The organism is Virgibacillus sp. W0430, assembly GCF_051846935.1.
Classification (GTDB): Bacteria; Bacillota; Bacilli; order Bacillales; family Amphibacillaceae; genus JBPYCR01.
Genome location: NZ_JBPYCS010000029.1, coordinates 1 through 23,819 on the forward strand (window position 1 = coordinate 1; position 23,819 = coordinate 23,819).

Genomic DNA, 23,819 nt, shown 5'->3' on the forward strand with positions numbered 1-23,819 from the left:
TTCAATTAACTTAAGGATTGCATAAATAGAGGCATCTTCTCCAAAAATTTTGGCGGTTTCTGTTTCTTTTATTTGATGCAAATTAATGTGCTCATCCAAGGTTAGTCTTTCTTCTAACTCTAAAAGAATTGATCGAACACAGTCTTGATTAAGTTTCAAAATTCACACCTCCTCCATAGGGAGATTATACCAAATGAAAGGAGAAAGAGAATGTCAGAGGAATTAGCAGTTAAAGTCCGATCAGAATTATTTAAAAGGAAAATGAGTCAAAAAGAATTAGCTGGTTTACTTGGTATTTCAAGTGTTTATTTATCAGATATCATAAACGGTCGTAAAACTGGTCCAAAAGCACAAGAGCATGTAAAACACATCAAAAAGATATTAACTATTTAAGGCGGGGATGAAATGAGTATGAGGTTGATAAGAGGAGTTAAAGCTTTAACGGATTATTTAAAATCAATTGATTGTGATATATCTGAGTCGACTATTTATAGGTTGATTAAACAAAATAATATTCCTTTTAAACGTCCTGCTCCAGGTATTCTTATTTTTGATTTAAATGCAATCGATAAATGGCTTTCTTACGAAGATGTTGAATCAATTTAACTTTAAGGAGCTGAACTAATTGGCTATAGAAGATCATTATTTAACGGAAGACCTAGAACAAGTATCCGATAATTTAGAAGTCCTACACACTTCAGCTATGAATGTTTTAAAGGGAGCAACTACTGGTGACTTTGAACTGGTTGAACAGTCACAAATAAGTATTGAAAGATCACGAAAAATTCTAAGGGCCTTGTATGCCAAAAAATTAAAACATGATGAATTTGCAAGCGTGAATTATGGCATCTACAAGCGTAGGGGTTGGATGAATTGAAAGACTGGGTAGATGCATGGTATTTGTTTTTGTTTATCGTAGTTTGCATAGTGTTTAGTTTGACTATGAGTAACGCTTGAAAGGAGTGATATAAATTGAGAACTTACGGATTTAAAGGTTTTGCATTTGCTCTTGCCGGAACCTTAGTAGTTGTTTATCTTGTATTAGCTTTAATCACACAAAAATAGACCCGTGCGCCAACACGGATCCATAGTTAAACAATTCTTATATGAATTATAACACGAAAGGATGGATTGATAAATGGAACGAAAGAAAATTGATTTACCATTATCAGATTTAGCCAACGGTGCTATTCAAGAAAAGTTGGATTATGAGCTGAAGAAAGTATTTGACAACATTCATGATAAGAACACAAAGGCACAAGACAAGCGCACAGTGACTATCAAGCTTGAATTCAAACCGGACGAGAATCGTCAAACCGTTGCGGTAACGAGTGATTTTACTACTAAACTAGCAAATGTTGAAGGTGTTTCTACTACTGTATTAACTGGTAGAGACTTGGGAACAGGACATGTTGAAGCAAAAGAACTTAAATCTAATGCTCCAGGACAAACTTTTTTCGATGATGATGCGGAGCAAAAAACAGATGTAGGCGAGCCAGTTGATGTTATTGAAAAGGAACAAAGACGCAAAAATATTATTGATTTACAGAGGGGGAACTCAAATTGATTAAAGAAGCGATTAAGTTTTTATTTGAAACAGGTATCGATCCGAATGAAAGATTAGTTGAATTTACTGATATCGATAACAATGACCGTCAATTTTTCATTGATGATAATGGAAGAGCCAGTGAAGTTAGACCGTATAAACAACTTGCGACAAGCACATTCAATTTAAATACATTGTCTGGATTAGTTTCATACATCAAATCAAATCTAGAAAGACAAGGGAAATCGTTTTATCTACACGTATTTGATGAACGTACAGTTATTTTAAAAGGTTTGTTAAATGGTGAAGGGGATCGTGAAACTTTAGTTGCAGCTAATGCTATTGTTCCAAATTTCGAATATGAATATTTTCATGGTGCAGAAGAATTGATCATTGCATTACAATCAACTTTCACAAAAACAGGTGATCGTGATTTACTTCTAAAAGTAATTGGAAATGTAAAAGAAGAAAATGTAAGAAATACAGGTGATACAGGATTTTCACAGGCAGTCACTATCCAAACTGGTGTAGCTTCAGCTGATGATGTAAAGGTGCCTAATCCAGTAACTTTAGCACCGTATCGCACATTTTTAGAAGTGGATCAACCGGAAAGTGAGTTTGTTTTTCGTATGAAGGATGGGCCTCGAGGGGCAATTTTTGAAGCTGATGGTGGTGCTTGGAGAAATCAAGCGATCGCTAATGTACGTGATTATTTAATGGTTGAATTGATGGAAGAACTCGAGAATGGACGCATCACCATTATAGCCTAATAAGAAAGGAGAAATAACTAACCATGATTAAAATAAATAAGTTTGAAATAGAAAATGTCAAACGTGTAAAAGCGGTCAAAATTGAACCTACTGCAAATGGATTAACCATTTTAGGAGGTAAAAACAATCAAGGTAAAACTTCTATTTTAGATGCTATCGCATGGGGGCTAGGTGGAAATAAACACAAACCAAGTGAATCAACACGCGAAGGATCTGTAGTTCCGCCGTACCTAAATATCACACTTTCCAATGGACTTGTAGTTGAACGTAAGGGTAAAAATAGTGATTTAAAAGTTATTGATCCAAATGGAGAAAAAGCAGGACAGCAATTGTTGAATAGCTTTGTAGAAGAACTAGCCATCGATTTACCCAAATTTATGAATGCTACTGGTAAAGAAAAAGCTGATATTCTGTTGCGGATTATTGGAGTAGGAGAGCAGTTGCATCAACTGGAACGTGAAGAACAAGAATTTTATAATCAGCGCCGAACAATAGGACAAATAGCTGACCAAAAGTCAAAGTTTGCCAAGGAACAACCGTACTATCCTGATGCTCCAAAAGAGCCTATATCTGCTTCTGATTTGATTAATGAACAGCAAGCTATCCTTGCAAAAAATGGTGAGAATCAACGGAAGCGACAGCAGTTAGCTGGTATCCAATCACAATATGCAGCCAAAGGGCAGGAGATTGAACAATTAAAGCAACGTTTGCAGCAGGCGGAAGCAGAATATGCGGAATTAGGAAATGACCTAGAGATTGCACAGAAGAATACATTAGATTTGCAGGACGAGTCAACAGAAGAATTACAGACGAACATCCAACAGATTGATGAAATTAATCGTAAAGTCAGAGCCAATCTTGATAAGGATAAAGCCGAAGAAGATGCCAATAACTACCGTGCCCAATACGATAAGTTATCAGGCGATATAGAAAAGGTGCGAAAACAGAAAACGGACCTTCTAACAAATGCAAATCTGCCACTGGAAGGATTGTCTATAGAAGGTGGCGACTTAATTTATAAAGGTCAAAAATGGGACAACATGAGTGGATCCGATCAACTGAAAGTGTCTACAGCAATCGTACGTAAATTGAAACCAGATTGTGGATTTATTCTCTTGGACAAGCTCGAACAAATGGACCTTGAGTCGCTAGAAGAGTTTGGTAAATGGTTAGAAAAAGAGGGGTTACAGGCTATTGCTACTCGAGTTTCAACCGGTGGTGAATGTTCCATCCTTATCGAAGATGGTTATGTAGCTGGACAGGAACAAGTACAAACACCACAGCAACAAGCATCTGAAACAAAAACTTGGAAAGCGGGGGAGTTTTAATCAATGGAAGTAATTAGTGGAAAAATTGAAAAAGCTAAAAAGGTTGTTTTATACGGTCCGGAAGGTATAGGTAAATCTTCTTTGGCAGCGCAATTTCCTAAACCTATTTTCATAGATACAGAGGGTTCGACAACTGAATTAACAGTTGACCGTCTTGCCAAGCCGTCGAGCTGGGAAATATTAAAACAGCAAGTAGATTGGGTCAAACAACAAGTAGGAAGATTTGAAACTTTAGTAATCGACACGATAGATTGGGCCGAAATGTTGTGTACACAAAGTGTTTGTGCAGCACATGGAAAAAAAGGAATTGAAGATTTTGGCTATGGTAATGGCTATGTGTACAATGCTGAAGAATTTGGACGTTTCCTCAATAAATTAAGCGACGTAATCGAAGTAGGAATAAACGTTGTGTTAACAGCTCATAGTCAAATTGTGAGATTTGAACAGCCGGATGAAATGGGTGCCTATGATCGCTACCAATTAAAGCTTGGGAAGAAAACTTCTTCCCAAACCGCACCACTTGTAAAAGAATGGGCTGATATGGTCCTTTTCATGAATTATAAAACATTTAGTGTAGCTGCAGATGAAAAGGGGAGAAAGCATAAAGCACAAGGTGGTGTAAGAACGATGTACACTACACATCATCCTGCTTGGGATGCAAAAAACAGGCATGATTTACCGGAAGAGTTACCACTGGATTATTCGCATATTGCACATATTTTTAATAAGAATGCTATCAATAATCCTGCGCAACAACAGCCGATACAACAAAATGTACAGCAACAAGCACCACCATTAACGCAACCGGCACCAGTTGAACAGCCACCTGTTCAAGAAGTACAACCTGTTCAAAACGATGCACCTGTCAACAATACAGCTGAATTAAACCCAAACATACCGCAGTCATTACGTGATTTAATGACACAACACAGCGTCTCTGAAGAAGAAATCCAAGTTGTCGTTAGTCAAAAAGGATATTACCCACAAGATACACCAATTACCAATTATGATCCAAGTTTTATTGATGGAGTATTAGTAGGGGCTTGGCAACAAGTTTATGGCATGATCGAGGATTTCAGAAAGAACTTACCATTTAACTAATAGGAGGAATTATACATGAGTCAAGAAGTCGAAAGAGAACTTGGTTGGGATGATGAAATAGAAAAGGAAGGTAGTGGCTTTATATTGCTACCTCCAGGAGATTATAACTTCACGGTAGCAAAATTCGAGCGAGGAAGATTCCAAGGCAGTGATAAAATGCCGCCTTGTAATCAGGCTAAATTAGAATTAACCATTCATAGCCCGGAACATGGTGATGTGACTGTTTTTCATAATCTTATGCTCCACACGAAAACAGAGGGTTTTTTATCTAACTTTTTTACTGGAATCGGACAAAAGAAACCAGGTGAAAAATTACGCATGAATTGGAATGCAGTAGTGGGTGCAAAAGGCAGATGTAAAATTGTTGAAAATAAATATATGTCAAAAGGTGAAGAACGAGTAAATAACCAAGTTGATACATTTTATCCTTATGAGGAATATCTAAAGCATAGCGCAGGAAACCAAGCACAATTCCAGCAACCACAGCAACAACCAATGCAGAATAATCAAGCACCGTTCCCAACTAATAATCAAAATCAGCAACAAGCCGGAGGATATACACCAGGTCAGTTTTAAAAGTGGGGTTTAGGAGGTAGCCAATGAAACTAAGAAATTATCAAGAAGAAGCTCGAACGTCAATTCAAAATGAATGGGAAAAAGGAATTCAAAAGACGTTACTTGTATTGCCTACTGGATGCGGTAAGACGATTGTATTTTCAAAAGTAATTGAAGATAGAGTTAAAAAGGGCGAGCGTGTTCTCGTCCTTGCCCATAGGGGCGAACTATTAGAACAAGCTGCAGATAAATTAGAAAAGTCTACAGGACTTAAAACAGCTACAGAAAAAGCAGAAGAAACATCTATTCATAGCTGGTATCGAGTTGTGGTCGGAAGTGTTCAAACTCTAATGAGAGAAAAACGGTTAAAGCGATTCACGAAAGATTTTTTCGATACGATCATCATTGACGAAGCACATCACTGTATATCAGATAGTTACCAAAGAGTATTAAACTATTTTGAAGATGCAAATGTGTTAGGTGTAACTGCTACTCCGGATCGTGGAGATATGAGAAATTTAGGAGAATATTTTGAATCACTAGCTTACGAATATACATTGCCAAAAGCAATCAAAGAAGGTTATTTATCGCCAATTAAAGCATTGACGATTCCATTGCAATTAGATTTAACCCAAGTAAGCCAACAGGCAGGAGACTTCTCTACTAGAGATTTAGGTAGCGCATTGGATCCTTATTTAGAATCGATTGCAGATGAAATGGTAAAGAACGCTAGTGATAGAAAGATAGTAGTATTTCTACCACTCGTTGCTACTAGTCAACGATTCACAGAAATATTAAATGAAAAAGGATTTCGGGCTGCAGAAGTAAATGGAGAGTCAAAAGACCGCGCAGAAGTATTGGAAGATTTTGATAAAGACAAATATAACGTTTTATGTAACTCTATGCTTTTAACAGAAGGATGGGATTGTCCTAGCGTTGATTGCATCGTTGTATTAAGACCAACAAGAGTAAGAAGTCTTTATTCACAAATGGTTGGGCGTGGTACCCGGTTATTTGAAGGTAAAACTGAATTATTATTATTAGATTTTCTTTGGCATACTGATCGTCATGAATTATGTCATCCGGCACATTTGATAGCTGAAAATGAAGAAGTAGCCAAAGCTATGACAAAGCAAATAGAAGAAGCTGGTATACCGTTAGATTTAGAAGCAGTCGAAGTAACTGCAGCTGAAGATGTAGTCGCTCAACGTGAGGAAGCACTTGCTAAACAGTTAGCAGAAATGAAACGTAGAAAACGTAAATTAGTTGATCCACTTCAATTTGAAATGAGTATCCAGGCAGAGGATTTATCAAGCTATGTACCTTCATTTGGTTGGGAAATGGGTCCACCTAGTGATGAACAAGTGAAAACGTTAGAAAAACTCGGCATCCTTCCTGATCAGATCGACAATGCCGGTAAAGCCAGTAAGCTACTCGAACGCTTAGATAAACGTCGAGACGAAGGATTAACTACACCAAAACAGATCCGGTTCTTGGAGCAACGTGGCTTTCAGCATGTCGGAACATGGTCATTTGACAGTGCAAAGAAATTAATTGATCGTATTGCTGCTAGTGGTTGGAGAATACCGTCAGGAATAAGTCCAAAAGAATATAATCCAGAAGGGTGATTTTTATGGAGAAAGAAATAGTGTATTTGAAAGAAAAAGTTAAGTTTTTAGAATTACTTCTGGAAGTGAATTCAGAAACATTAGAGAAGGCTATTGAAACCAATCGTTTATTAATTGAAGAATTAAAAAGGAGAGCCACTTAAGGCTCCTTAAGATCTAGGTTTACTAATTAATGCTTCTGCTTTTTCAAATTCAATTTCATTTTCTATTTCAGCAACTAGAACTCTTATGAACGCTTTAATTGAGTTAGTATCATGCTCGGGATGACGTCTTGAGTAATGAGTTTCGTCATTACCAATAAAAGAAATAGCCCTTGCTAATTTTTGAATTCTATTACTTGTGATTTTTGAAATTTTATTTCCTAAAGTGACATTTGGACTTTTTAACCAGTCATCAGATACTCCGTCTACTGGATACTGTAATAGATAATCAGTTACTAAGAATTCAAGAGCTTTTCTATATCCCATACCTGCAATTTGGTCAAGTTTTTCTTCTTCTGCTCTTTTAGCTTGATTGTATATTTTGCAGAAAGAAGAGAATTTATCTTGAATAGTTTTAGAAAAATCTAAATGTCCTAGTTCTAAGGGAGGGATTGCTTCAGCTGAATCGAAAAAACTTAGATCTCCCTTCCGCCATATAGTCAAGAAATGAATTGAAGTTGAACCACAGAGTTGACATGAAAAAAGAGCGGTTCCTTGATGATTATCATTTCTACCAGGAGTACCAAACAATCCTAAGGAGATTTGAGTACCAGTATTTCTACAGTGCATACACTGTCTAGGTTCTTCAATATGAGCGTCATCGTATTTAATAGAGTTAGACTCTAAATCATACCAAGATATATGTGCTTTAATCATAAAATATATTCTCCTTATTAATTTTATTTTAATCATATCAAAAGAAAGTAGGTGATGCTACTAATGGAAAACAAACTAGATTTACTCAAATTACTAGAATATGTAGATCCGTCATATTTAGATTATCAAGAATGGGTTAATGTTGGAATGGCTCTAAAATATGAAGGATATACCGCAGCAGATTGGGATAGTTGGAGTAGTCGGGATGGTTCACGTTATCGTCCCGGCGAATGTTTTAAAAAATGGGCCTCATTTGAAGGTTCCGGATCACCAGTAACCGGAGCTACTATTACGCAAATGGCCAAGGATCATGGTTGGGAGTCACGATCCAGTAAAGATGACCGGGAATTAGATTGGAATGATGAGATAGCCGGTGATAATGATTATGTAGTAATTGATAAGAATTGGATTGAAGGGATGGAAATCAAAGAGCCAGCCAATTGGGATCCGGTAAATGAATTAACCAAATACCTAGAAACATTATTTGAAGCATCCGAAAATGTAGGTTATGTCACATCAACATGGCAGACAGATGACGGCAAATATTTACCAACGAAAGGAAATTGGGACAGAACGGCCGGAGAATTGATACAAGCATTGCATGAATCAAATGGTGATCTTGGAGCAGTGTTTGGAGATTACAACCCGGAAGCTGGAGCGTGGATTCGATTTAATCCACTTGACGGAAAAGGCGTCAAAAACGAAAACGTAACAGAATTTAAATATGCATTGGTCGAATCAGATTCCATGGATTTAGAAAAACAAAATGCTATTTTACGAGAGTTGGATTTACCAATTGCTGCACTCGTCTTTAGTGGGAAAAAGAGTATTCATGCCATTGTAAAAATTGATGCAGCCAATTATGACGAATATAGAAACCGAGTTGATTATTTGTATGATGTTTGTAAAAAGAATGGTCTGGACATTGATAATCAAAATAGAAATCCTTCTCGTTTAAGTCGGATGCCTGGCATAGAACGCAACGGCAAAAAGCAGTTCATTATTGATACACACATCGGAAAATCAAATTGGGAAGAATGGCACGAATGGATTGAGGATATTAATGATGATTTACCGGATCCGGAGAATTTAACGGACTTTTGGAACAACATGCCTGACTTAGCTCCACCATTAATCGAAGGTGTTTTAAGGCAAGGGCATAAGATGTTAATGGCCGGACCATCAAAAGCGGGTAAATCATTTGCATTAATTGAATTATCTATAGGAATTGCGGAAGGTAGGCAATGGTTAGGTTGGAATTGTACAAAAGGTAAAGTATTGTACGTCAATCTTGAATTAGACAGAGCGAGCGCATTACACCGTTTTAAAGATGTGTACAACGCCTTAGGTTGGCAACCTAGCAATCTATCAAATATCGATATATGGAACCTTAGAGGGAAGTCGGTACCGATGGACAAGCTTGCACCTAAATTAATTAGACGTGCAGCTAAAAAGGATTATATTGCCGTTATCATTGATCCGATTTATAAGGTCCTTACAGGTGACGAAAACAGCGCAGATCAAATGGCGCACTTCACTAACCAATTTGACAAAGTATGTACAGAATTAGGTTCAAGCGTTATCTATTGTCATCATCATAGTAAAGGTTCACAAGGTGGTAAAAAGTCCATGGATCGTGCTAGTGGATCCGGAGTATTTGCCCGGGATCCTGATGCATTAATTGACTTAGTGGAACTTGAAATAACAGACGCACTGTTAAAGCAAGAAGAAAATAAATCTGTATGTTCTGTTTATCAAAAGTACCTTGAAAAATACAATTACGATTATTTAGATGAACATGTATCACAAGATGATTTGTTAACTGTTAGTTCGATGACAGAGCACGTTAAACGTGCAATCCCAAGTCATTTAGAAGCTGCCGAAAAAGAAGTAGATCAAGTATTGAAAAAGGTTCGTGTACAATCTGCATGGCGCATTGAAGGTACGTTACGCGAGTATCCTAAATTCGATCCGGTTAATATGTGGTTCCAGTATCCGATACATGCGGTCGATGAGTCAGGTAGTTTAAAAGACATTGAACCGGAAGGTGATGCACCTCCTTGGAAGAATAATTTCACTAAAAGGAAAAGTCCGAAAGATCGCAAAAAAGAACGTAAGGAAGCACTAGAAAATGCCTATGAAGCATGTGGAATTGATGAAAAGGTAACTGTTCAAGCACTGGCTGAATATATGGGGATCACCGAAAGAACAGTCAGACGACATATAAAAGACCATAAAGATTTCTGGATCGATGAAGGAGAAGTTGGGAGAAAATGAATCCATTGACAATGACAAAGTCGGGAAATGTCCTTGTCCTTACATAGTGACAAATTCGATAAATGTCAATGTCATTCAATAGTGACAAAGTCGAGAATTACCGAGAATGTCAAAATGTGTGACAAAGTCGAGAAAACACCGAGTTTGTCACTGTGACAGACAAAGTATATATATAATATATAAATTTCCGTGTCACTCCCTGTCGGTCATGAGAAAAAAGTGGTGGGCTGTGCATATGCCCGCCACACCATTTTCTCTTTTATGACAATGCAAAATTTCAAAACAAAAATTCAAAAATAAAAAAGTGAGATGAAAATAAAAATGAATTATCAAAAATCTTTAAAACTTATACAGAAATATTCAGAATGCCCTAATTGTGGGAATGACAAAGTAGGAAATGGACAAGGTACATTAGATATTAATGACGATACATTTATTCGAACTTGTAAATGTGGTTGTACGGTGAAAGTTAAGGGGGATGAAAATAAATGCACGTACTAACCGAACAAATAAAATTATGGGCTACAGATAGAAATTTACATCAAGCTGATCCAAACAAGCAAATTTTAAAACTAGGTGAAGAGTTTGGGGAATTATGTGAGGGAATGGCAAAAGGTAATTCTGAACAGGTAAAAGATTCAATTGGTGATGTATATGTTGTGCTTACTATTTTATCTATGCAGCTAGGATTAGATATTGAAGAGTGCATGGAACTAGCCTATAACGAGATTAAAGATCGAAGAGGAAAAATGATAAATGGTGTGTTTGTAAAGGAATCGGATTTGGTATGACCATTGAATTCTTTTTACCAATGAAAAAAGTTCCAACTACCACTCACCAGCAAAAGCAAGTAACGGTTGTAAATGGTAAACCAGTATTTTATGAACCGGAAGATTTGAAGGTAGCACGCGCTAAATTAATGGCTCATCTCGGTAAATATGTTCCTGAAAAACGATACAACAATCCGATTCGCCTGTACGTGAAGTGGTGCTTCCCGATTACTGGTAAACATACGAACGGTAAATATAAACATACAAAGCCGGACATCGATAATAGTCAAAAGCTATTGTTTGATTGCATGACTGATTTAAGATTTTGGAAGGATGATTCATTGATTGTTAGTTTAATAGCTGAAAAGTTTTGGGCAGAGTTACCAGGTATCTATATCAAAATTGAAGAGGTATAGCTTATGGATTATCAAAAATTTTATGCAGAAGTTGCTGATTGGATAAATCAATGTAATCAAATGGCCGTTAGTCATGGGATGCAAAGTAATGAGTTTTGGTCTTGGGTTATGAGGTCCACTGGTGAATTAAGTAACAAATACCAAAACAACGATCTAGTAAAAATGCAAATGATTATGCTAGTAGATTGGCTGAAGGGCATTTATGAAAATAGGTGAAGTTTTGACAAATTATGTGAAATAAAAATTAGGAGGAATGAATAATGGAATTTCATATTAAAATACAATTTTTGCACAAAGAATCAATCACAAAAAAGGTTGAAGAAAAAGACGGATTTACGGCAATTAGCAATACGTTAAACTCACTTGATTCAACGGGAAAAGACAACATTAAGAGCGTAGGAATCATTTATATGAACTAATGCACCATACGACCAAGTAACGTGACACATATTGTTCAGGAGGGAGGTTGCTAATTGTCTATACCAAGAATTTTACACTATCCGGGTAGCAAATGGAGTATGGCCAATTGGATAATAAGTCACTTTCCAGAACACGAAACATACCTTGAGCCATTCTTCGGTAGTGGTGCAGTTTTATTCTCAAAGGCAAGAAGCAGTTTAGAAACAGTAAATGATCTTGATGGAGAGGTAGTTAATTTATTTAAAGTGATTCGTGAAAGACCTGACGAACTGGCTTACGTAATAAGATTTACCCCACATAGCAGAGAAGAATATTATCAAAGCTATCTAAATGCAGAAGATGAACTGGAAAGAGCTAGAAGGTTAATCGTCAGACTGTGGCAAGGTCGAGGAGGTAAAACCTCACACCGAACAGGTTGGAGAAGCATGATTGAAATGAACGGACCATTACCAGGCAAAGAATGGTTGAGGTTTCCGGATAAGATTGCTGCAGTAGCTAAAAGGTTAATGGGTGTACAAATTGAAAATCAACCAGCTGTCGATTTAATAAAAAGATACTCGAGGCAGAATGTTTTAATTTATGCTGATCCACCTTACCTTTTATCGACTAGAACAACTTCGAGTTATAAACACGAAATGACAGAAGATGATCACGCTGAACTATTAGAGGTTCTTGAAGACCACCCGGGTCCTGTAATTCTATCAGGGTATTCACACCCTATATATGATAAAGGTCTTAGTCACTGGAGAAGAGAGTCACGAAGGGCTAAAGCAGAAGGTGGGGCAAGTAGGGAAGAAGTACTTTGGATTAATCCTATTGCTGCTGACTATGGTTTTAGGCAACAATCATTATTCTAATGTCATATTACGACCAAAAAGCGTAAGAGCAAAGGAGGTCTCCATTTATGGATTTCATTGTTAAATATGAAATTGTTATATTATCTTGTTGCATAATAAGTTGCCTGGTTGGCGTTCAAGTAGGAGAGTATCTTTCAAAAAAGCAAACTAAAAAACTAATAGAGCAGGTATTGAAAAATGATAATAAAATTTAAGTTTGATATTAACGGAAATTAACTTCAGACATGGGGGTGTAAACAAATGCACATAACCGAAAATCAATTAAAGTTGATTACTGAAACAGCTTCACAAGAGGCCATTAGGGCTTACAGGGAACATAGCAAAAAGCAGCAGAAGGAAAAGTATGATCGGCGTCTCCGGAATATTAAGTTGTTACTTCGTAATTACCGGAGCTTTAAAAAACACTGCCAAGATATTAAATTGGAAATCGATGAGATTAACGAAAGATTAGAATTTGTAACAATAGATTCTAATGAATTTAAACTTGAATCTATCAAACGGAGTAAAGAAAAAACGTTGATCATGGTTAAATATATCGAAAAAATGATGAATGTTTATAAAGTTTTATGTGATCAATCTGAGGATCCAGAAGAAATAAGGAGACATAATGTAGTTTATGACTTGTATGTTTCTAATGTAAAAAAGACAGTGGAAGAGGTAGCAAAATGTCAAAACGTAGTTCCAAGGACCGTTTATCGAGACATAGATAAAGCGTGTGAATCACTGGTAGTATTGATGTTTGGAGTCGATGGCGTTAAGTTTAAATGATGTCAAAAATATGGCAGATTATTGGCACTATAAATGTGATAATATGGTATTAGGTAAAAATGTGTAGCGGAAACTACACGCAACGATTTTTATTGTTTAGGCACTCACTCTGTGGGTGTCTTTACTTTTATCTATTGATAAAATTTACCAACTAACCGATAATGAACTAAAATAGGGGGGAGTTGGTGGAGTTTGAAGCGAGTATTATTAGTATTACTATTATCATTTTCGTTCTTAATTACGGCTTGTAGTGATACAGAAAAGGAGCCAGTGGAAGAAGTAGATTCGGAAGTGGTTGAACAAGAACAAAACGATGTTGAAGAAGCGTACGAAGAACTAGATACAGATAAAGAGAATGGAACACTAACCCAAGTTGGCCAAAAGATAAATGATCCTCAGACGGGATCGACAGTAGAGTTAATTGCTATAAAAAATGTTAATGAAACTATTGATTTAAGTCCAATCGAATTAACTATTAATGATATTAAGTTAATAAGAATGACCGATATAAAAAATAACGAATTTAAAAGTTATATGAGTCAATTTACTGAAAAAGAAGAATTCAACTATATTCAAGTTATGTATACCTTAGAGAATACAGTAGATGAAAATGTAGAATTAGTATTTCCAATTGAATACCTTGTTTTAAATACAGGAGAACAAATTGATGTTAATATGAATGATTTCTTACTTGACCCTAATAACGGAAGAGAGTTTTTTGGGAAAGTCACTAAGGATACAGGTATATCTGTAATAATCGAGAATTCAAATATTGATGAGGTAGAAACTATAAAATTCATAACTGGTGACGTTTGGCAAATTGACGGCGATAAGTTAATTGGACAGGTCGAAAAAACTTACAACATTAAATAAAACTAAATAAAAAAGACACTTATTTAATTGTAGGTGTCTTTTTTATACAAGGATTTGTCAATGTTTTAATTAAAAAATGAAGGATTATACCCTTTTTTGTCGAAATAAATAGGCAAAAGGGGGAGAACATAAAATTGAAGTGGTTCCATAAAGATATAAAAGTAGGACATTATTTTTATATCATGATAATTCTAAGCATGATAATCATTTTTTTACTAGCTGTCGATTATTGGGATTTAGATAATGCCGGCATGATACTAAACAACATTGCGACAGCAACTTCAATCGTCTTAGCAGTATTGGCAATTATAATTACTTTAGTCGATGTAGCAGGGCAAAAGGAAGGAGTGTCTGATTTAAAAGAAGCTGTCAGAGAAGTAAAAGATACTTTAGAAACTGCAAAGCAAATTAATATAGATAATAAAAATGAAATGAGAAAGATAGCGGATTTAAGGGAAGAATTATTAGAGAGGTTTGAAGAACAAAAGGAAATGCAAGAAGTTATTAGAAACAAAATTGATCAAACAAGTGATGAAGATGTTAAGAGAGAATTAAAGAAAATCATTGACGAAAATTCTAAAATAAATATGGTGAAATTCGGTTTAAAATATAAGGATTATAATAATATAGCCACAACTTCTTGCTCAAGTGAAAAGTTTAATAAGGTTGTCGAAGTGTTGTTAAGTAAGATGGTAAGTGGAAAAGGATATAGACTGCAAGAATTAAGGGGGTTGATCCTTAACAATAATATCAACTTTTCTATAAAAGGGTTTGAAAACTTGTTTGATAGATTATTAAGGAAAAGGATATTAGATATCGAAAAAGAAAACAATGAAATATTATATTTTTTAAATGATAACTAGACATCCTAATGGGTGTCTTTTTTATATTCAAAAACAATAAAGGAGATGTTAATCATGCCGGACAAACAGTCGCGCGAAGGTCTATTTTCTTCAACACTTTGGAATGATAAGGTGGCTGACGAATTAGCAAAGTTAGGAATAAAGACTCACTATCCTGACGGTAGTATGAAATCAATTAAGGGAATACTTTCCGAATTAAGCAATATACCACCGATACAAGGTGAAAACAGTAAATCAGTTGGTAGCTTTCATGTAGATATCGATTGTTCCAATGCACTCAAAGGATTAAAAGCAGTTCAACGTGAAGCAAAGAAGGCTACTGCTGCATTGAAAGAATTGGAAGTCCAGCAAAGTAATATTGATATTCCTGTTCGTCCAGAGGTGAGCGAATGAATAAAGTAATTTGTAATAAATGTTGCCAACAAGAATTTAAGCTAACTGAATTAAATACTAATTTAGTTGAACAATTATCAAATGACATTGAGCATTATTATATTGAGTGTCCTAATTGTAAACAACAATACACGTCCTATTATTTGGATGATGATTTAAAAGTAATGCAACAGGAAATACGTAGGCTACAAAAAAGGCTACCTGTTTTAAAAGTGAAACAGAAAAATAAACTAACCAAATTGAAACGAAAAATATTGTTTATGCAGAATCAGCTGAAGATGAAGGTAGAGCAGGGGACTTAAATGCAGACAGAATCGACAAAGAATCCTGTAAGGAAATCACTAAAGCCTTGTAAAGAATTCGGCTGTTCAAATCTCACTAGAAAAAGCTACTGTAAAATCCATGAGAAAAACGCAGGGAAAACTGCTAGAGAATATAACAAGTATGGAAGAGACTCTGTCATTGATTCATTCTATAAGTCCAGAGCTTGGCAACGAGTAAGAGCATTGGCATATGCGCGTGATTATGGTCTATGTCAACGATGCAAGACAAGAGGTCATTTAGTCATGGCTAACGTTGTGCATCACATCGTAGAGGTCAAGGTCGATTGGTCATTGAGATTAGACTTAGGCAACCTGGAATCACTTTGTCATTCGTGCCACAACCGTGAACATAAAACAGCCCCCCGGGGTTGAAAATACGAACAATCGTTCTGTGTAGAGCGTATCGCCCCATAACGTAAACAAAAATCCGTTTTTGAAAAAATTTTCAAGGAGGTGTAATTTATGGCCGGAAGAAATAAACAACCGTTATCGGTTATTCAAGGAAAGGGAAGATCAAACCATCTTACTAAAAAAATGATCAAGGAACGACAGGAACAAGAGGATGCAATGAAAGGTTACACAGATAACATCATCGCTCCGAGTTATTTAACCAAAAAGCAAAAAGAAGAATTTTACAATATCGCAGATGAACTGTTGCGACTTAATATTTTTTCAAATTTAGATGTCGATGGCCTTGCTAGATATATAGATTCCAGGACACAGTATATCCAGTTGATAAGATCACTTAAAAAAATTAAATCAACTGTAACCACTCTTAGTGCAGCCGGGGATAAAATCACGATTGCTAATGAAGATTATCCAAAGCTAATGCGAGTTAAAAATACTCTTTTTAATGAATGTCGAGCAGCTGCTAGTGATTTAGGTCTGTCAATTACATCTCGATTGAAATTAGTTATTCCTAATACAAAAGACGATAAGCCAAAAACGGAGTTTGAACAAAAGTTCGGTGATGTTTAATGCAAAATGTACTCGCTGAACTAGGGATTAAAGATAAATTAATTAAATACAGTAAAGAGGTATTAAACGGTGATATTGTAGCTTGTCAAAAACACAAGTGGGCATGTCGCCGTTTTTTAAATGACTTAAAAAAAGCAGGTACAGAAAAATTTCCTTATATTTTCGATGAAGATAGAGCAGAAAGATTCTTTGATTGGATGCGTCTATTCAAACACAGAAAAGGCATACTTGCGGGACAATATATAGAACCACATATTATTCAAGAGTTTAATTTTGGAAACATTTATGGTTGGATTCATAAAGATACTGAATTACGTAGATTTAAAAAAGGTTATTGGCAAGTTGCTCGAAAAAATGCAAAGTCGCAAAGTTTAGGTGCTGCTGGAAGTTATGAAGGTTCGGCATTTGGTGAAGCTTCAGCAGAAGTATATTGTGCAGCTACTAAAAAAGACCAGGCTAAAATTGTTTGGGAAGAAATTGAAGCAATGATAATGGGTAATGAGAATCTTAGGGATAGGTTCAAAGTTGCTTATGGAACAATTACTCACTTGAAAAGCGGATCTATTATCAAACCACTTTCCAAAGAGGATAGAAAAACGGGTGACGGAACTTCTCCAAGTGCATTTTTTGTTGATGAGTACCATGCCCATCCTACGATGGAAATGTATGATATTGGAGATTCTGGTATGGGCGCAAGGTCACAACCATTAATGATGATTATTACAACTGCTGGTTTTAATCTGAATCACCCTTGTTACCGTGTGGAGTATAAATACGTGTCTCGCATTTTAGATCCTGATGATCCTACTGAAAACGATGAGTATTTTGTGATGATAAATGAATTAGACAAAGACGATGATATAAAAGATGAATCTGTATGGCCAAAAGCTAACCCTATTATTTGTTCATATGAGAATGGAATTAATTATTTAAGAAGTCAGTTAAAAGTTGCTCTTGATGTCCCTGAAAAAATGCGTAACTTCTTAACAAAAAATATGAATATATGGGTAGATGCAAAAGATGATGGTTACATGGAAATGAACAAATGGAAAGAGTGCACTTCTAAACCTATAGACTTAAAAAAATACCCTGTATGGATAGGTCTTGATTTATCTACTACAACAGATTTAACTAGCTTGGGAATGGTTTTTAAGTTGGATGATGGCAAGTACGCTGTAAAGCAACATTCATTTATGCCGGAGGATAAATTGTTCGAACGGATGAATAGTGATCGAGTTCCGTTTGATTTATGGGAGCAACAAAAATATTTAACTACTACTCCAGGAGCGGTTGTTGATTACAGTTACATTGAACAGCATCTACTGAATTTACGTGATGAAGGCTATGACATTCAAGAAATAAACTATGATAAATGGAATGCTACTCACTTTTCACAAGTTATGGAAGATCACGGATTTACCATGGTGGAAATTCCACAAATGTTAAGGCATTTATCCGGACCAACAAAAGACTTTAGATCAAATGTATTTTCAAAAAACATTGTTCATTTTGACGATCCATTACTTAATTGGGCGATTGGTAACGCAGTGCAAAAACAGGATGCACAAGAGAATATTATGTTAGACAAATCGAAGTCCACTGAAAGAATTGATCCGATTGCAGCAATAATAAATGCATTTAGTCGTGCAACTGTTGGACAGGTTCAAGATTTGAGTAATCACTTTTTAAATAATTGGGGGTTGTAAAGCAATGAATAATTCAGATATAAAGTTAGAGTATTTATATATCTTCTTCGGTAGCGAAAAAGAATTAGAAGAACTAAAAAGAGGTGATTAAAATAGCACAAGCATTAAAACAATTTATAATATCGTTTTTCAAATCCTTATTTACCGACTGGTTAGACGATTTTTTTATTTTGGTTGGAGTAGCAATTCTCATTGCAACAACATATTCGATCAGTACATTAATCGGAAACTATGTGTTAGGTGCAACTATATTTATATTTGGATTAATTTTAGCTAAAGCCAAGAATTAGAAAGGGGGTGGGTAAATGATTTTCAGCAATTTACTAGGAGTAAAAAATGAATCAGATACAACTGATTTAAAAGAACCGGCCCCTTGGTTTTTAAAAATGTTTGGACATGAATCGGCAAGTGGTGAAAAGGTTACAGTCAATTCAGCATTAGGTGTACCTACTGTTTATCGGTGCGTGAACATAAAAGCAAATGCGGTGGCTATGTTACCGTTACAAGTTTTCAAGCGTACAAATAAAGGTCGAGAACGTGAGAAAAAGCACGTTGTGTCTAAGTTATTGGAAGACAGACCTAACCCTTATCAAGGACCATTTAAATTTAAGCACTTGATGGAAACACATCGTAATACTTGGGGAAACGCTTATGTAAACATCGATTGGGGTGCTGATGGTAGACCAAAGTCTTTATGGTTGTTAAATCCTTCTGTAACAGAACCGATAATCGATGTGGACACAAATATGTTGTGGTATGTGACTACTTTACCAAACGGAAAGCAAGTAAAGATTGCTTATCATGACATTATTCATTTAACAGCACTTACTACTGATGGAATAAAAGGTAAACCGCCAATCCAAGTTGCGAGAGAAGCTATTGGAAGTTCACAAGCAGCACAAAAGTTTAAAGGTAAGTTTTACAAGCATGGTGCTGTAAATAGTGGTTACTTAAAGATTCCTGGTATGCTAAATAGTGATGCAAAGAATGTTATACGGGATGAATGGGAAAAAGCAAACACGGGCATAAACAATGCTCAAAGAGTGGCTATTCTTGATGCGGGATTGGAATTTCAAAACATAAGTATGCCACTTAAAGATGCACAATTTATTGAATCTATGCGATTTGATAAAGCGGAGATTGCCACAATGTTTGATGTTCCACTTCATATGGTTAACGAATTGGAAAGAGCAACACATTCAAATATAGAACATGAAAACCTATCCTTTATCAGAAATACTTTGAGTCCAATTTTAAAGCAATATGAAGAAGAAAAAAGTTTTGGACTTTTTACTGAAAGAGAATTACAAAAATATTATTTAAAATTCAACTTAGAAAGTTTATTAAGAGCAGATAAGAAAACGCAAGCAGAATTTTATAAAACTATGACTGATATTGGTGCCTATAATTTGAATGAGGTCAGAGAACTAGAAGATCGAAACGCTATTGAAGGTGGAGATGTACATCGGGTTGATTTAAATCATGTTTCTATTGATATTGCAGACGAATATCAACTTGCTAAAGCAGGAGCAACGAAAGGAGGTGAGGATGATTAAAAGAAAACTACACTATCCAATCTATAACAGTGTCATACCAATTAACCGAAATATAAATCTAATGACAGTAAAGAACCTCACCGACAAATCGGCCGACCTTTATATTTATGGTGAAATTGTAGATAACACTGACTGGAAATGGGATGAGTACGATGTGATGCCAGACGACGTGAAAGGTTCATTAGAAAAAGTAGATGGACTTGAAACATTAAACATTTATATCAATAGTCCAGGAGGTTCTGTCTTTGCTGGTTTGGCAATTTACAACATGTTGAAGCGGAACGAAGCTAAAAAGATTGTTCATATTGATGGTGTTGCTGCTTCAATGGCATCTATCATTGCTCTAGTGGGTGATGAGGTTTATATGCCTTCTAATGCTTTTATGATGATTCACAAACCTCTCACATGGGTTATTGGTAATGCGAACGATTTACGTAAGATTGCTGATGACCTCGATACTATTGAAAGTGGCTTAATGCAAGCGTATGAAGAAAATTTACGTGAGGGAGTTGATGTTGAAGAAGTAAAACAAATGGTCAACGATGAAACATGGCTTACTGCTGATGAAGCGACAAAGTATTTCAACATTGAAATTACGAAAGCTGTTGAGGTGACGGCTAGCGCAAGTCATTTGTTGGAAAACTTTAAGAATGTACCTAAAACTTTATTGAAAGAAGATAAGCTAATCATTCCGAAAATGAATGACAAGGATAAAAATCAGTTTATTGCAGATTGGGAATCAGCTAAAAAAACGGATGAAGAATTAGAAAAAATTAAATTACAAAATGAAATTGACCTTTTAAATTTATAGGTCTATTTTTTATGGGAGGAATTAAATTGACAAAATTTAAACAAGCATTAAATTCATTAATGAAAAATGTATTAGTTAAAGGTGTATTTGCCGATGGAAGCGCTGGAATGACGAATCGTGAGCGTGAATTGCGCCAAGATGTATCTGATTTAAAAGATGCAGCACAGGCACTAATGGATGAAGGAAAGCAAGAAGAAGCGCGCGCAAAGTTGGGTGAGGCAAAAGCCAAAAAGAGTGAACTTGATAATTTTTTAGCGTTGCAAAAAGACTTTCAAAACATCCAACTTCCTGGAGTTAATAATAACGGAGCGCAAATGGTGCCAGATCCAAAGCAGGACGAAAACAAAGAATATAAAGCATTGTTTTTTAAGGCAGTTCGTGGGCAGTCCTTAACTAGCGATGAATTAGATGTTATGGAAAAATATAAAGCTAAAATTTCATCTGGTACTGGTGAAGATGGCGGTTATATTATTCCAGAGGATATTCAAACCCGTATTAACGAATTTCGTGATACTACTGATGACTTACGTCAGTATGTAACAGTAGTTCCTGTTTCTACAAATAAAGGTGCTCGTACTTTAGAACGTCGTGCGGAACATACGCCTTTACAACCATTATCAGAATATGGTGATCCGAATGATATGAAAGAAATCGATTCTCCTAAATTTGATCGATTACCGTACAATATTGAAGATCGTGCTGGCTTCCTTCCTGTACCTAATAGCGTACTGGATGATTCAGACCAAGCGTTGGAGGATTATTTGATTCGTTGGATTTCGAAAAAATCTAAAGCAACTGACAATTATTTAATCTTGCAACAAGTAGATACACTTGCTAAAGAAACTCTTGATGATCATAAAGGGATTAAAACGACACTTAATATTACTTTAGATCCAGCCTTCTCTCTAGAAGCTAGTATTTATACTAATCAAGATGGTTTTAACTACCTTGATCAATTAGAAGATGGTAATGGTCGCCCTTTATTACAACCAGATCCACAAAACAGCACACGTAAATTATTGCATGGTCGTCCTGTAGTTGTTCTATCAAATAAAACAATTGCAAGTGTAGTAGATGAAGGTGCAGGAACAAAAATGGCACCATTTATAATTGGTGTGTTAGATGAAGCGATTGTCCTTTGGGATCGTCAACAAGTATCAATTGATATGACAAAAGTTGGCGGCGAAGCATGGAGAAGTAATACAACTGAATTCCGAGCTATTGTTCGAGAAGATGTTACTGGTTGGGATAATGAAGCTGTAGTTTACACGCAAATTGATATCACACCTGCACCAGAAGTATAAAAAAATAAAAATGAAATGAGGATTGATTGAAAATGAAAGCTAAAGTAATTAAACGTTTCCGTGATAAGAAGACTAAAAAATATTATAATGCTAATGATGTGTATGAAAGCAGCGAAAGTCGAGTAATGGAAATTAAAAGTAAAGGTTATCTAGGTGAAATTATTGAAGAAAAAGTCACGGATGAACGACTTGAAGGAAACGTTGAAACCGTAAAACAGAATGTTGCTGAATTGGATCAAGAGGAGTTAACGAAACTTCTTGCAGAGGAGAAGGAAAACAAAAACAGAAAAGGCGTTGTTGAACATATTGAGCAATTACTTTCTGTATTTGAAGAAGAAGAGGGCGAATAATATCGCTCTCTTTTCCTTTTAAAGAGGTGATTTTATGACCATGACGACAGATGAATTAAACGAGTTAAAACGATATTTACGTATTGATCACCTTGATTCAGAAGAAGAAAACGACTTAAAGAATTTTTATAAGCGTGCAACTATAAGTGTTAAAAATAAAGTTGGTGCAATCGATTTAACAAATGAAGATGCAAAAGAACAATTTGTACAAGCTTGCGCTTTACTCGTTGAACATTGGTACGATAACAGGCAAGCCTTTAGGATTGGTAATGCTTCTTATGAAATACCACACTCTTTAGATAGCCTTTTAAGAGAGTTGCGCTATTGTTATGGTGGTGATTCAAGTGAAACCAATTAATCCAGGCAATTTAGATCAACGGTTATTTTTTACCCAACTATTAAAAACAAATGAGAATGGTTTTCCTATTCCTGGTAGTGACATTTACACAAAGGCTTGGGGTGCATTAAAAACTCTTAAAGGTAATACGTTTTATTCTGCTGCTCAAACCAACCGAGAGCATAACAGAGAATTTACCATTCGTTATCAAAAAAAGCTAGTGGAAGGTGTCAGACCAAAGCATGTGAAAGTAAAGTGGCGCGACATTGAACATGAAATAGAATCCATTGAAAACGATGATGGACAAAACGTTACGATGACCGTTTTTTGTAAGGCGGTGGAGTAAATGAAATTTGATTTTGAAGGTATGGACGAGTTGGTAACAAGGTTATCAAATATGGAGCAAGGTGTAGAAACGGCAAAAAATGAAGCGTTGCTGGAAGGTGCTAAGGTTATGCAAAAAGCAACAAAAGAAAGAGCTCCAAAAATGACACGGAACCTAGAAATGAATATAGAAATATCTGATGTTGAAGGTGATGAAGTAGAGGTTTATGTAGATCAACAAGGTCACGCATATTATGGGTACATGTTGGAATACGGAACTGTGAAAATGCGTGCTCAACCTTTTATGGGTCCAGCATTTAACCAAAACATAACTAAAATACAAAATGCAATGGCTTATAAAATACGTCAAAGGTTGATGGCATTATGAATAAAAAAATATTTGATGCATTGAACCCACTAGGGAAAGAAGTTGCATTTGAAGATTACACAGGAAGCGATGACACTTACATTCGCTTTTTCTTTTTGCCCCAAGTTCAATTTGATTCAGATGATGAGGAGCAGTACATCACTCATTATGTCCAATTAGACTTATTTACTAAATGGGATTATATCCAATTAACAAAAGACATTAAGGATGCAATGAAGCAAGCGGGTTTTAAAAAGAATTTTGAAGATCAACGGTATGAAACCGACACAAAGTTTTATCACAAAATATTACGATTTTATTTTATTGAGGAGGAATAATGT

36 protein-coding genes are annotated in these 23,819 nt (G+C 35.7%); 35 read left to right on the top strand and 1 reads right to left on the bottom strand.

Annotated elements, in window-relative coordinates; translation table 11 throughout:
• Positions 1-210: 210 nt before the first annotated feature.
• The 10 genes from ACLIBH_RS12225 to ACLIBH_RS12270 all read left to right on the top strand — a co-directional run bounded on the left by ACLIBH_RS12225 (position 211) and on the right by ACLIBH_RS12270 (position 7,071).
• Positions 211-393: a helix-turn-helix domain-containing protein gene (locus tag ACLIBH_RS12225; protein WP_439316991.1), complete on the top strand. Its 183-nt coding sequence runs from the start codon at positions 211-213 to the stop codon at positions 391-393.
• An 18-nt stretch (positions 394-411) separates the two neighbouring features.
• Positions 412-606 (top strand): helix-turn-helix transcriptional regulator, encoded by a 195-nt coding sequence (locus ACLIBH_RS12230; protein WP_439316992.1) that lies wholly within the window; start codon positions 412-414, stop codon positions 604-606.
• A 19-nt stretch (positions 607-625) separates the two neighbouring features.
• Positions 626-877, top strand: a complete 252-nt coding sequence (locus tag ACLIBH_RS12235) for a hypothetical protein (RefSeq protein ID WP_439316993.1) — start codon at positions 626-628, stop codon at positions 875-877.
• A gap of 261 nt (positions 878-1,138) precedes the next feature.
• Positions 1,139-1,567: a hypothetical protein gene (locus ACLIBH_RS12240; RefSeq protein WP_439316994.1), complete on the top strand. Its 429-nt coding sequence runs from the start codon at positions 1,139-1,141 to the stop codon at positions 1,565-1,567.
• Positions 1,564-2,316 (top strand): hypothetical protein, encoded by a 753-nt coding sequence (locus ACLIBH_RS12245; RefSeq protein WP_439316995.1) that lies wholly within the window; start codon positions 1,564-1,566, stop codon positions 2,314-2,316. Before ACLIBH_RS12240 ends, ACLIBH_RS12245 begins: the two co-directional genes overlap by 4 nt.
• 23 nt (positions 2,317-2,339) lie before the next feature.
• Positions 2,340-3,644 carry an AAA family ATPase gene (locus tag ACLIBH_RS12250; protein WP_439316996.1) on the top strand — a complete coding sequence of 435 codons (1,305 nt, stop codon included), beginning with the start codon at positions 2,340-2,342 and terminating at the stop codon, positions 3,642-3,644.
• 3 nt (positions 3,645-3,647) lie between these two features.
• Positions 3,648-4,745: an ATP-binding protein gene (locus ACLIBH_RS12255; RefSeq protein WP_439316997.1), complete on the top strand. Its 1,098-nt coding sequence runs from the start codon at positions 3,648-3,650 to the stop codon at positions 4,743-4,745.
• 15 nt (positions 4,746-4,760) lie between these two features.
• The gene (locus tag ACLIBH_RS12260) at positions 4,761-5,321 is read left to right on the top strand and encodes a hypothetical protein (protein ID WP_439316998.1); all 561 of its coding nucleotides are present in this window, start codon (positions 4,761-4,763) and stop codon (positions 5,319-5,321) included.
• A 23-nt stretch (positions 5,322-5,344) separates the two neighbouring features.
• Positions 5,345-6,928: a DEAD/DEAH box helicase gene (locus ACLIBH_RS12265; protein ID WP_439316999.1), complete on the top strand. Its 1,584-nt coding sequence runs from the start codon at positions 5,345-5,347 to the stop codon at positions 6,926-6,928.
• 5 nt (positions 6,929-6,933) lie between these two features.
• Positions 6,934-7,071 carry a hypothetical protein gene (locus ACLIBH_RS12270; protein WP_439317000.1) on the top strand — a complete coding sequence of 46 codons (138 nt, stop codon included), beginning with the start codon at positions 6,934-6,936 and terminating at the stop codon, positions 7,069-7,071.
• A gap of 6 nt (positions 7,072-7,077) precedes the next feature.
• Here ACLIBH_RS12270 and ACLIBH_RS12275 read toward each other — a convergent pair whose 3' ends face one another.
• Positions 7,078-7,785: a hypothetical protein gene (locus ACLIBH_RS12275; protein ID WP_439317001.1), complete on the bottom strand. Its 708-nt coding sequence runs from the start codon at positions 7,783-7,785 to the stop codon at positions 7,078-7,080.
• A gap of 63 nt (positions 7,786-7,848) precedes the next feature.
• On the opposite strand from ACLIBH_RS12275, the gene ACLIBH_RS12280 reads away from it, so the two are divergent.
• From ACLIBH_RS12280 to ACLIBH_RS12400, 25 genes are all read left to right on the top strand, one after another.
• Positions 7,849-10,062 carry an AAA family ATPase gene (locus ACLIBH_RS12280; protein ID WP_439317002.1) on the top strand — a complete coding sequence of 738 codons (2,214 nt, stop codon included), beginning with the start codon at positions 7,849-7,851 and terminating at the stop codon, positions 10,060-10,062.
• A gap of 321 nt (positions 10,063-10,383) precedes the next feature.
• On the top strand, positions 10,384-10,563 hold the full coding sequence (locus ACLIBH_RS12285) for a DUF3797 domain-containing protein (RefSeq protein WP_439317003.1): 180 nt from the start codon (positions 10,384-10,386) through the stop codon (positions 10,561-10,563).
• Positions 10,551-10,853 (top strand): MazG-like family protein, encoded by a 303-nt coding sequence (locus tag ACLIBH_RS12290; RefSeq protein WP_439317004.1) that lies wholly within the window; start codon positions 10,551-10,553, stop codon positions 10,851-10,853. Before ACLIBH_RS12285 ends, ACLIBH_RS12290 begins: the two co-directional genes overlap by 13 nt.
• Positions 10,850-11,248, top strand: coding sequence for a RusA family crossover junction endodeoxyribonuclease (locus ACLIBH_RS12295; protein ID WP_439317005.1), 399 nt, complete (start codon positions 10,850-10,852; stop codon positions 11,246-11,248). The genes ACLIBH_RS12290 and ACLIBH_RS12295 overlap by 4 nt, the downstream gene beginning before the upstream one ends.
• A 3-nt stretch (positions 11,249-11,251) precedes the next feature.
• Entirely contained in the window at positions 11,252-11,464 is a 213-nt protein-coding gene (locus ACLIBH_RS12300) for a hypothetical protein (protein WP_439317006.1), read from the top strand.
• A gap of 44 nt (positions 11,465-11,508) precedes the next feature.
• On the top strand, positions 11,509-11,667 hold the full coding sequence (locus ACLIBH_RS12305; protein ID WP_439317007.1) for a hypothetical protein: 159 nt from the start codon (positions 11,509-11,511) through the stop codon (positions 11,665-11,667).
• Between the two features lie 54 nt (positions 11,668-11,721).
• Complete coding sequence (locus ACLIBH_RS12310; RefSeq protein ID WP_439317008.1) at positions 11,722-12,525, top strand: DNA adenine methylase; 804 nt, start codon at positions 11,722-11,724, stop codon at positions 12,523-12,525.
• 47 nt (positions 12,526-12,572) lie between these two features.
• On the top strand, positions 12,573-12,719 hold the full coding sequence (locus ACLIBH_RS12315; protein WP_439317009.1) for a hypothetical protein: 147 nt from the start codon (positions 12,573-12,575) through the stop codon (positions 12,717-12,719).
• A 46-nt stretch (positions 12,720-12,765) separates the two neighbouring features.
• Positions 12,766-13,293, top strand: coding sequence for a hypothetical protein (locus ACLIBH_RS12320; RefSeq protein ID WP_439317010.1), 528 nt, complete (start codon positions 12,766-12,768; stop codon positions 13,291-13,293).
• A 192-nt stretch (positions 13,294-13,485) separates the two neighbouring features.
• Entirely contained in the window at positions 13,486-14,166 is a 681-nt protein-coding gene (locus ACLIBH_RS12325; RefSeq protein WP_439317011.1) for a hypothetical protein, read from the top strand.
• Between the two features lie 134 nt (positions 14,167-14,300).
• Positions 14,301-15,029 carry a hypothetical protein gene (locus ACLIBH_RS12330; protein ID WP_439317012.1) on the top strand — a complete coding sequence of 243 codons (729 nt, stop codon included), beginning with the start codon at positions 14,301-14,303 and terminating at the stop codon, positions 15,027-15,029.
• Positions 15,030-15,083: 54 nt separating this feature from the next.
• Positions 15,084-15,422 carry a hypothetical protein gene (locus ACLIBH_RS12335; RefSeq protein WP_439317013.1) on the top strand — a complete coding sequence of 113 codons (339 nt, stop codon included), beginning with the start codon at positions 15,084-15,086 and terminating at the stop codon, positions 15,420-15,422.
• Positions 15,419-15,724, top strand: a complete 306-nt coding sequence (locus ACLIBH_RS12340; RefSeq protein ID WP_439317014.1) for a hypothetical protein — start codon at positions 15,419-15,421, stop codon at positions 15,722-15,724. Before ACLIBH_RS12335 ends, ACLIBH_RS12340 begins: the two co-directional genes overlap by 4 nt.
• A complete protein-coding gene (locus tag ACLIBH_RS12345) occupies positions 15,725-16,117 on the top strand; it encodes an HNH endonuclease (RefSeq protein WP_439317015.1) in 393 nt (130 codons plus the stop codon). It begins immediately after the preceding gene.
• A 90-nt stretch (positions 16,118-16,207) separates the two neighbouring features.
• Positions 16,208-16,723: a phage terminase small subunit P27 family gene (locus ACLIBH_RS12350; protein WP_439317016.1), complete on the top strand. Its 516-nt coding sequence runs from the start codon at positions 16,208-16,210 to the stop codon at positions 16,721-16,723.
• On the top strand, positions 16,723-18,429 hold the full coding sequence (locus ACLIBH_RS12355) for a terminase large subunit (protein ID WP_439317017.1): 1,707 nt from the start codon (positions 16,723-16,725) through the stop codon (positions 18,427-18,429). Before ACLIBH_RS12350 ends, ACLIBH_RS12355 begins: the two co-directional genes overlap by 1 nt.
• An 83-nt stretch (positions 18,430-18,512) precedes the next feature.
• On the top strand, positions 18,513-18,719 hold the full coding sequence (locus ACLIBH_RS12360; RefSeq protein ID WP_439317018.1) for a hypothetical protein: 207 nt from the start codon (positions 18,513-18,515) through the stop codon (positions 18,717-18,719).
• A gap of 15 nt (positions 18,720-18,734) precedes the next feature.
• Entirely contained in the window at positions 18,735-19,985 is a 1,251-nt protein-coding gene (locus tag ACLIBH_RS12365; protein ID WP_439317019.1) for a phage portal protein, read from the top strand.
• A 61-nt stretch (positions 19,986-20,046) separates the two neighbouring features.
• Entirely contained in the window at positions 20,047-20,796 is a 750-nt protein-coding gene (locus ACLIBH_RS12370; RefSeq protein ID WP_439317030.1) for a head maturation protease, ClpP-related, read from the top strand.
• Between the two features lie 107 nt (positions 20,797-20,903).
• The gene (locus ACLIBH_RS12375; RefSeq protein WP_439317031.1) at positions 20,904-22,100 is read left to right on the top strand and encodes a phage major capsid protein; all 1,197 of its coding nucleotides are present in this window, start codon (positions 20,904-20,906) and stop codon (positions 22,098-22,100) included.
• Positions 22,101-22,132: 32 nt separating this feature from the next.
• On the top strand, positions 22,133-22,450 hold the full coding sequence (locus ACLIBH_RS12380; RefSeq protein WP_439317020.1) for a hypothetical protein: 318 nt from the start codon (positions 22,133-22,135) through the stop codon (positions 22,448-22,450).
• Positions 22,451-22,484: 34 nt separating this feature from the next.
• Entirely contained in the window at positions 22,485-22,808 is a 324-nt protein-coding gene (locus tag ACLIBH_RS12385) for a head-tail connector protein (protein ID WP_439317021.1), read from the top strand.
• Positions 22,795-23,133 carry a phage head closure protein gene (locus tag ACLIBH_RS12390; RefSeq protein WP_439317022.1) on the top strand — a complete coding sequence of 113 codons (339 nt, stop codon included), beginning with the start codon at positions 22,795-22,797 and terminating at the stop codon, positions 23,131-23,133. Before ACLIBH_RS12385 ends, ACLIBH_RS12390 begins: the two co-directional genes overlap by 14 nt.
• On the top strand, positions 23,134-23,499 hold the full coding sequence (locus ACLIBH_RS12395) for an HK97-gp10 family putative phage morphogenesis protein (RefSeq protein ID WP_439317023.1): 366 nt from the start codon (positions 23,134-23,136) through the stop codon (positions 23,497-23,499). It begins immediately after the preceding gene.
• Complete coding sequence (locus tag ACLIBH_RS12400; protein ID WP_439317024.1) at positions 23,496-23,816, top strand: hypothetical protein; 321 nt, start codon at positions 23,496-23,498, stop codon at positions 23,814-23,816. The genes ACLIBH_RS12395 and ACLIBH_RS12400 overlap by 4 nt, the downstream gene beginning before the upstream one ends.
• Positions 23,817-23,819: the final 3 nt, after the last annotated feature.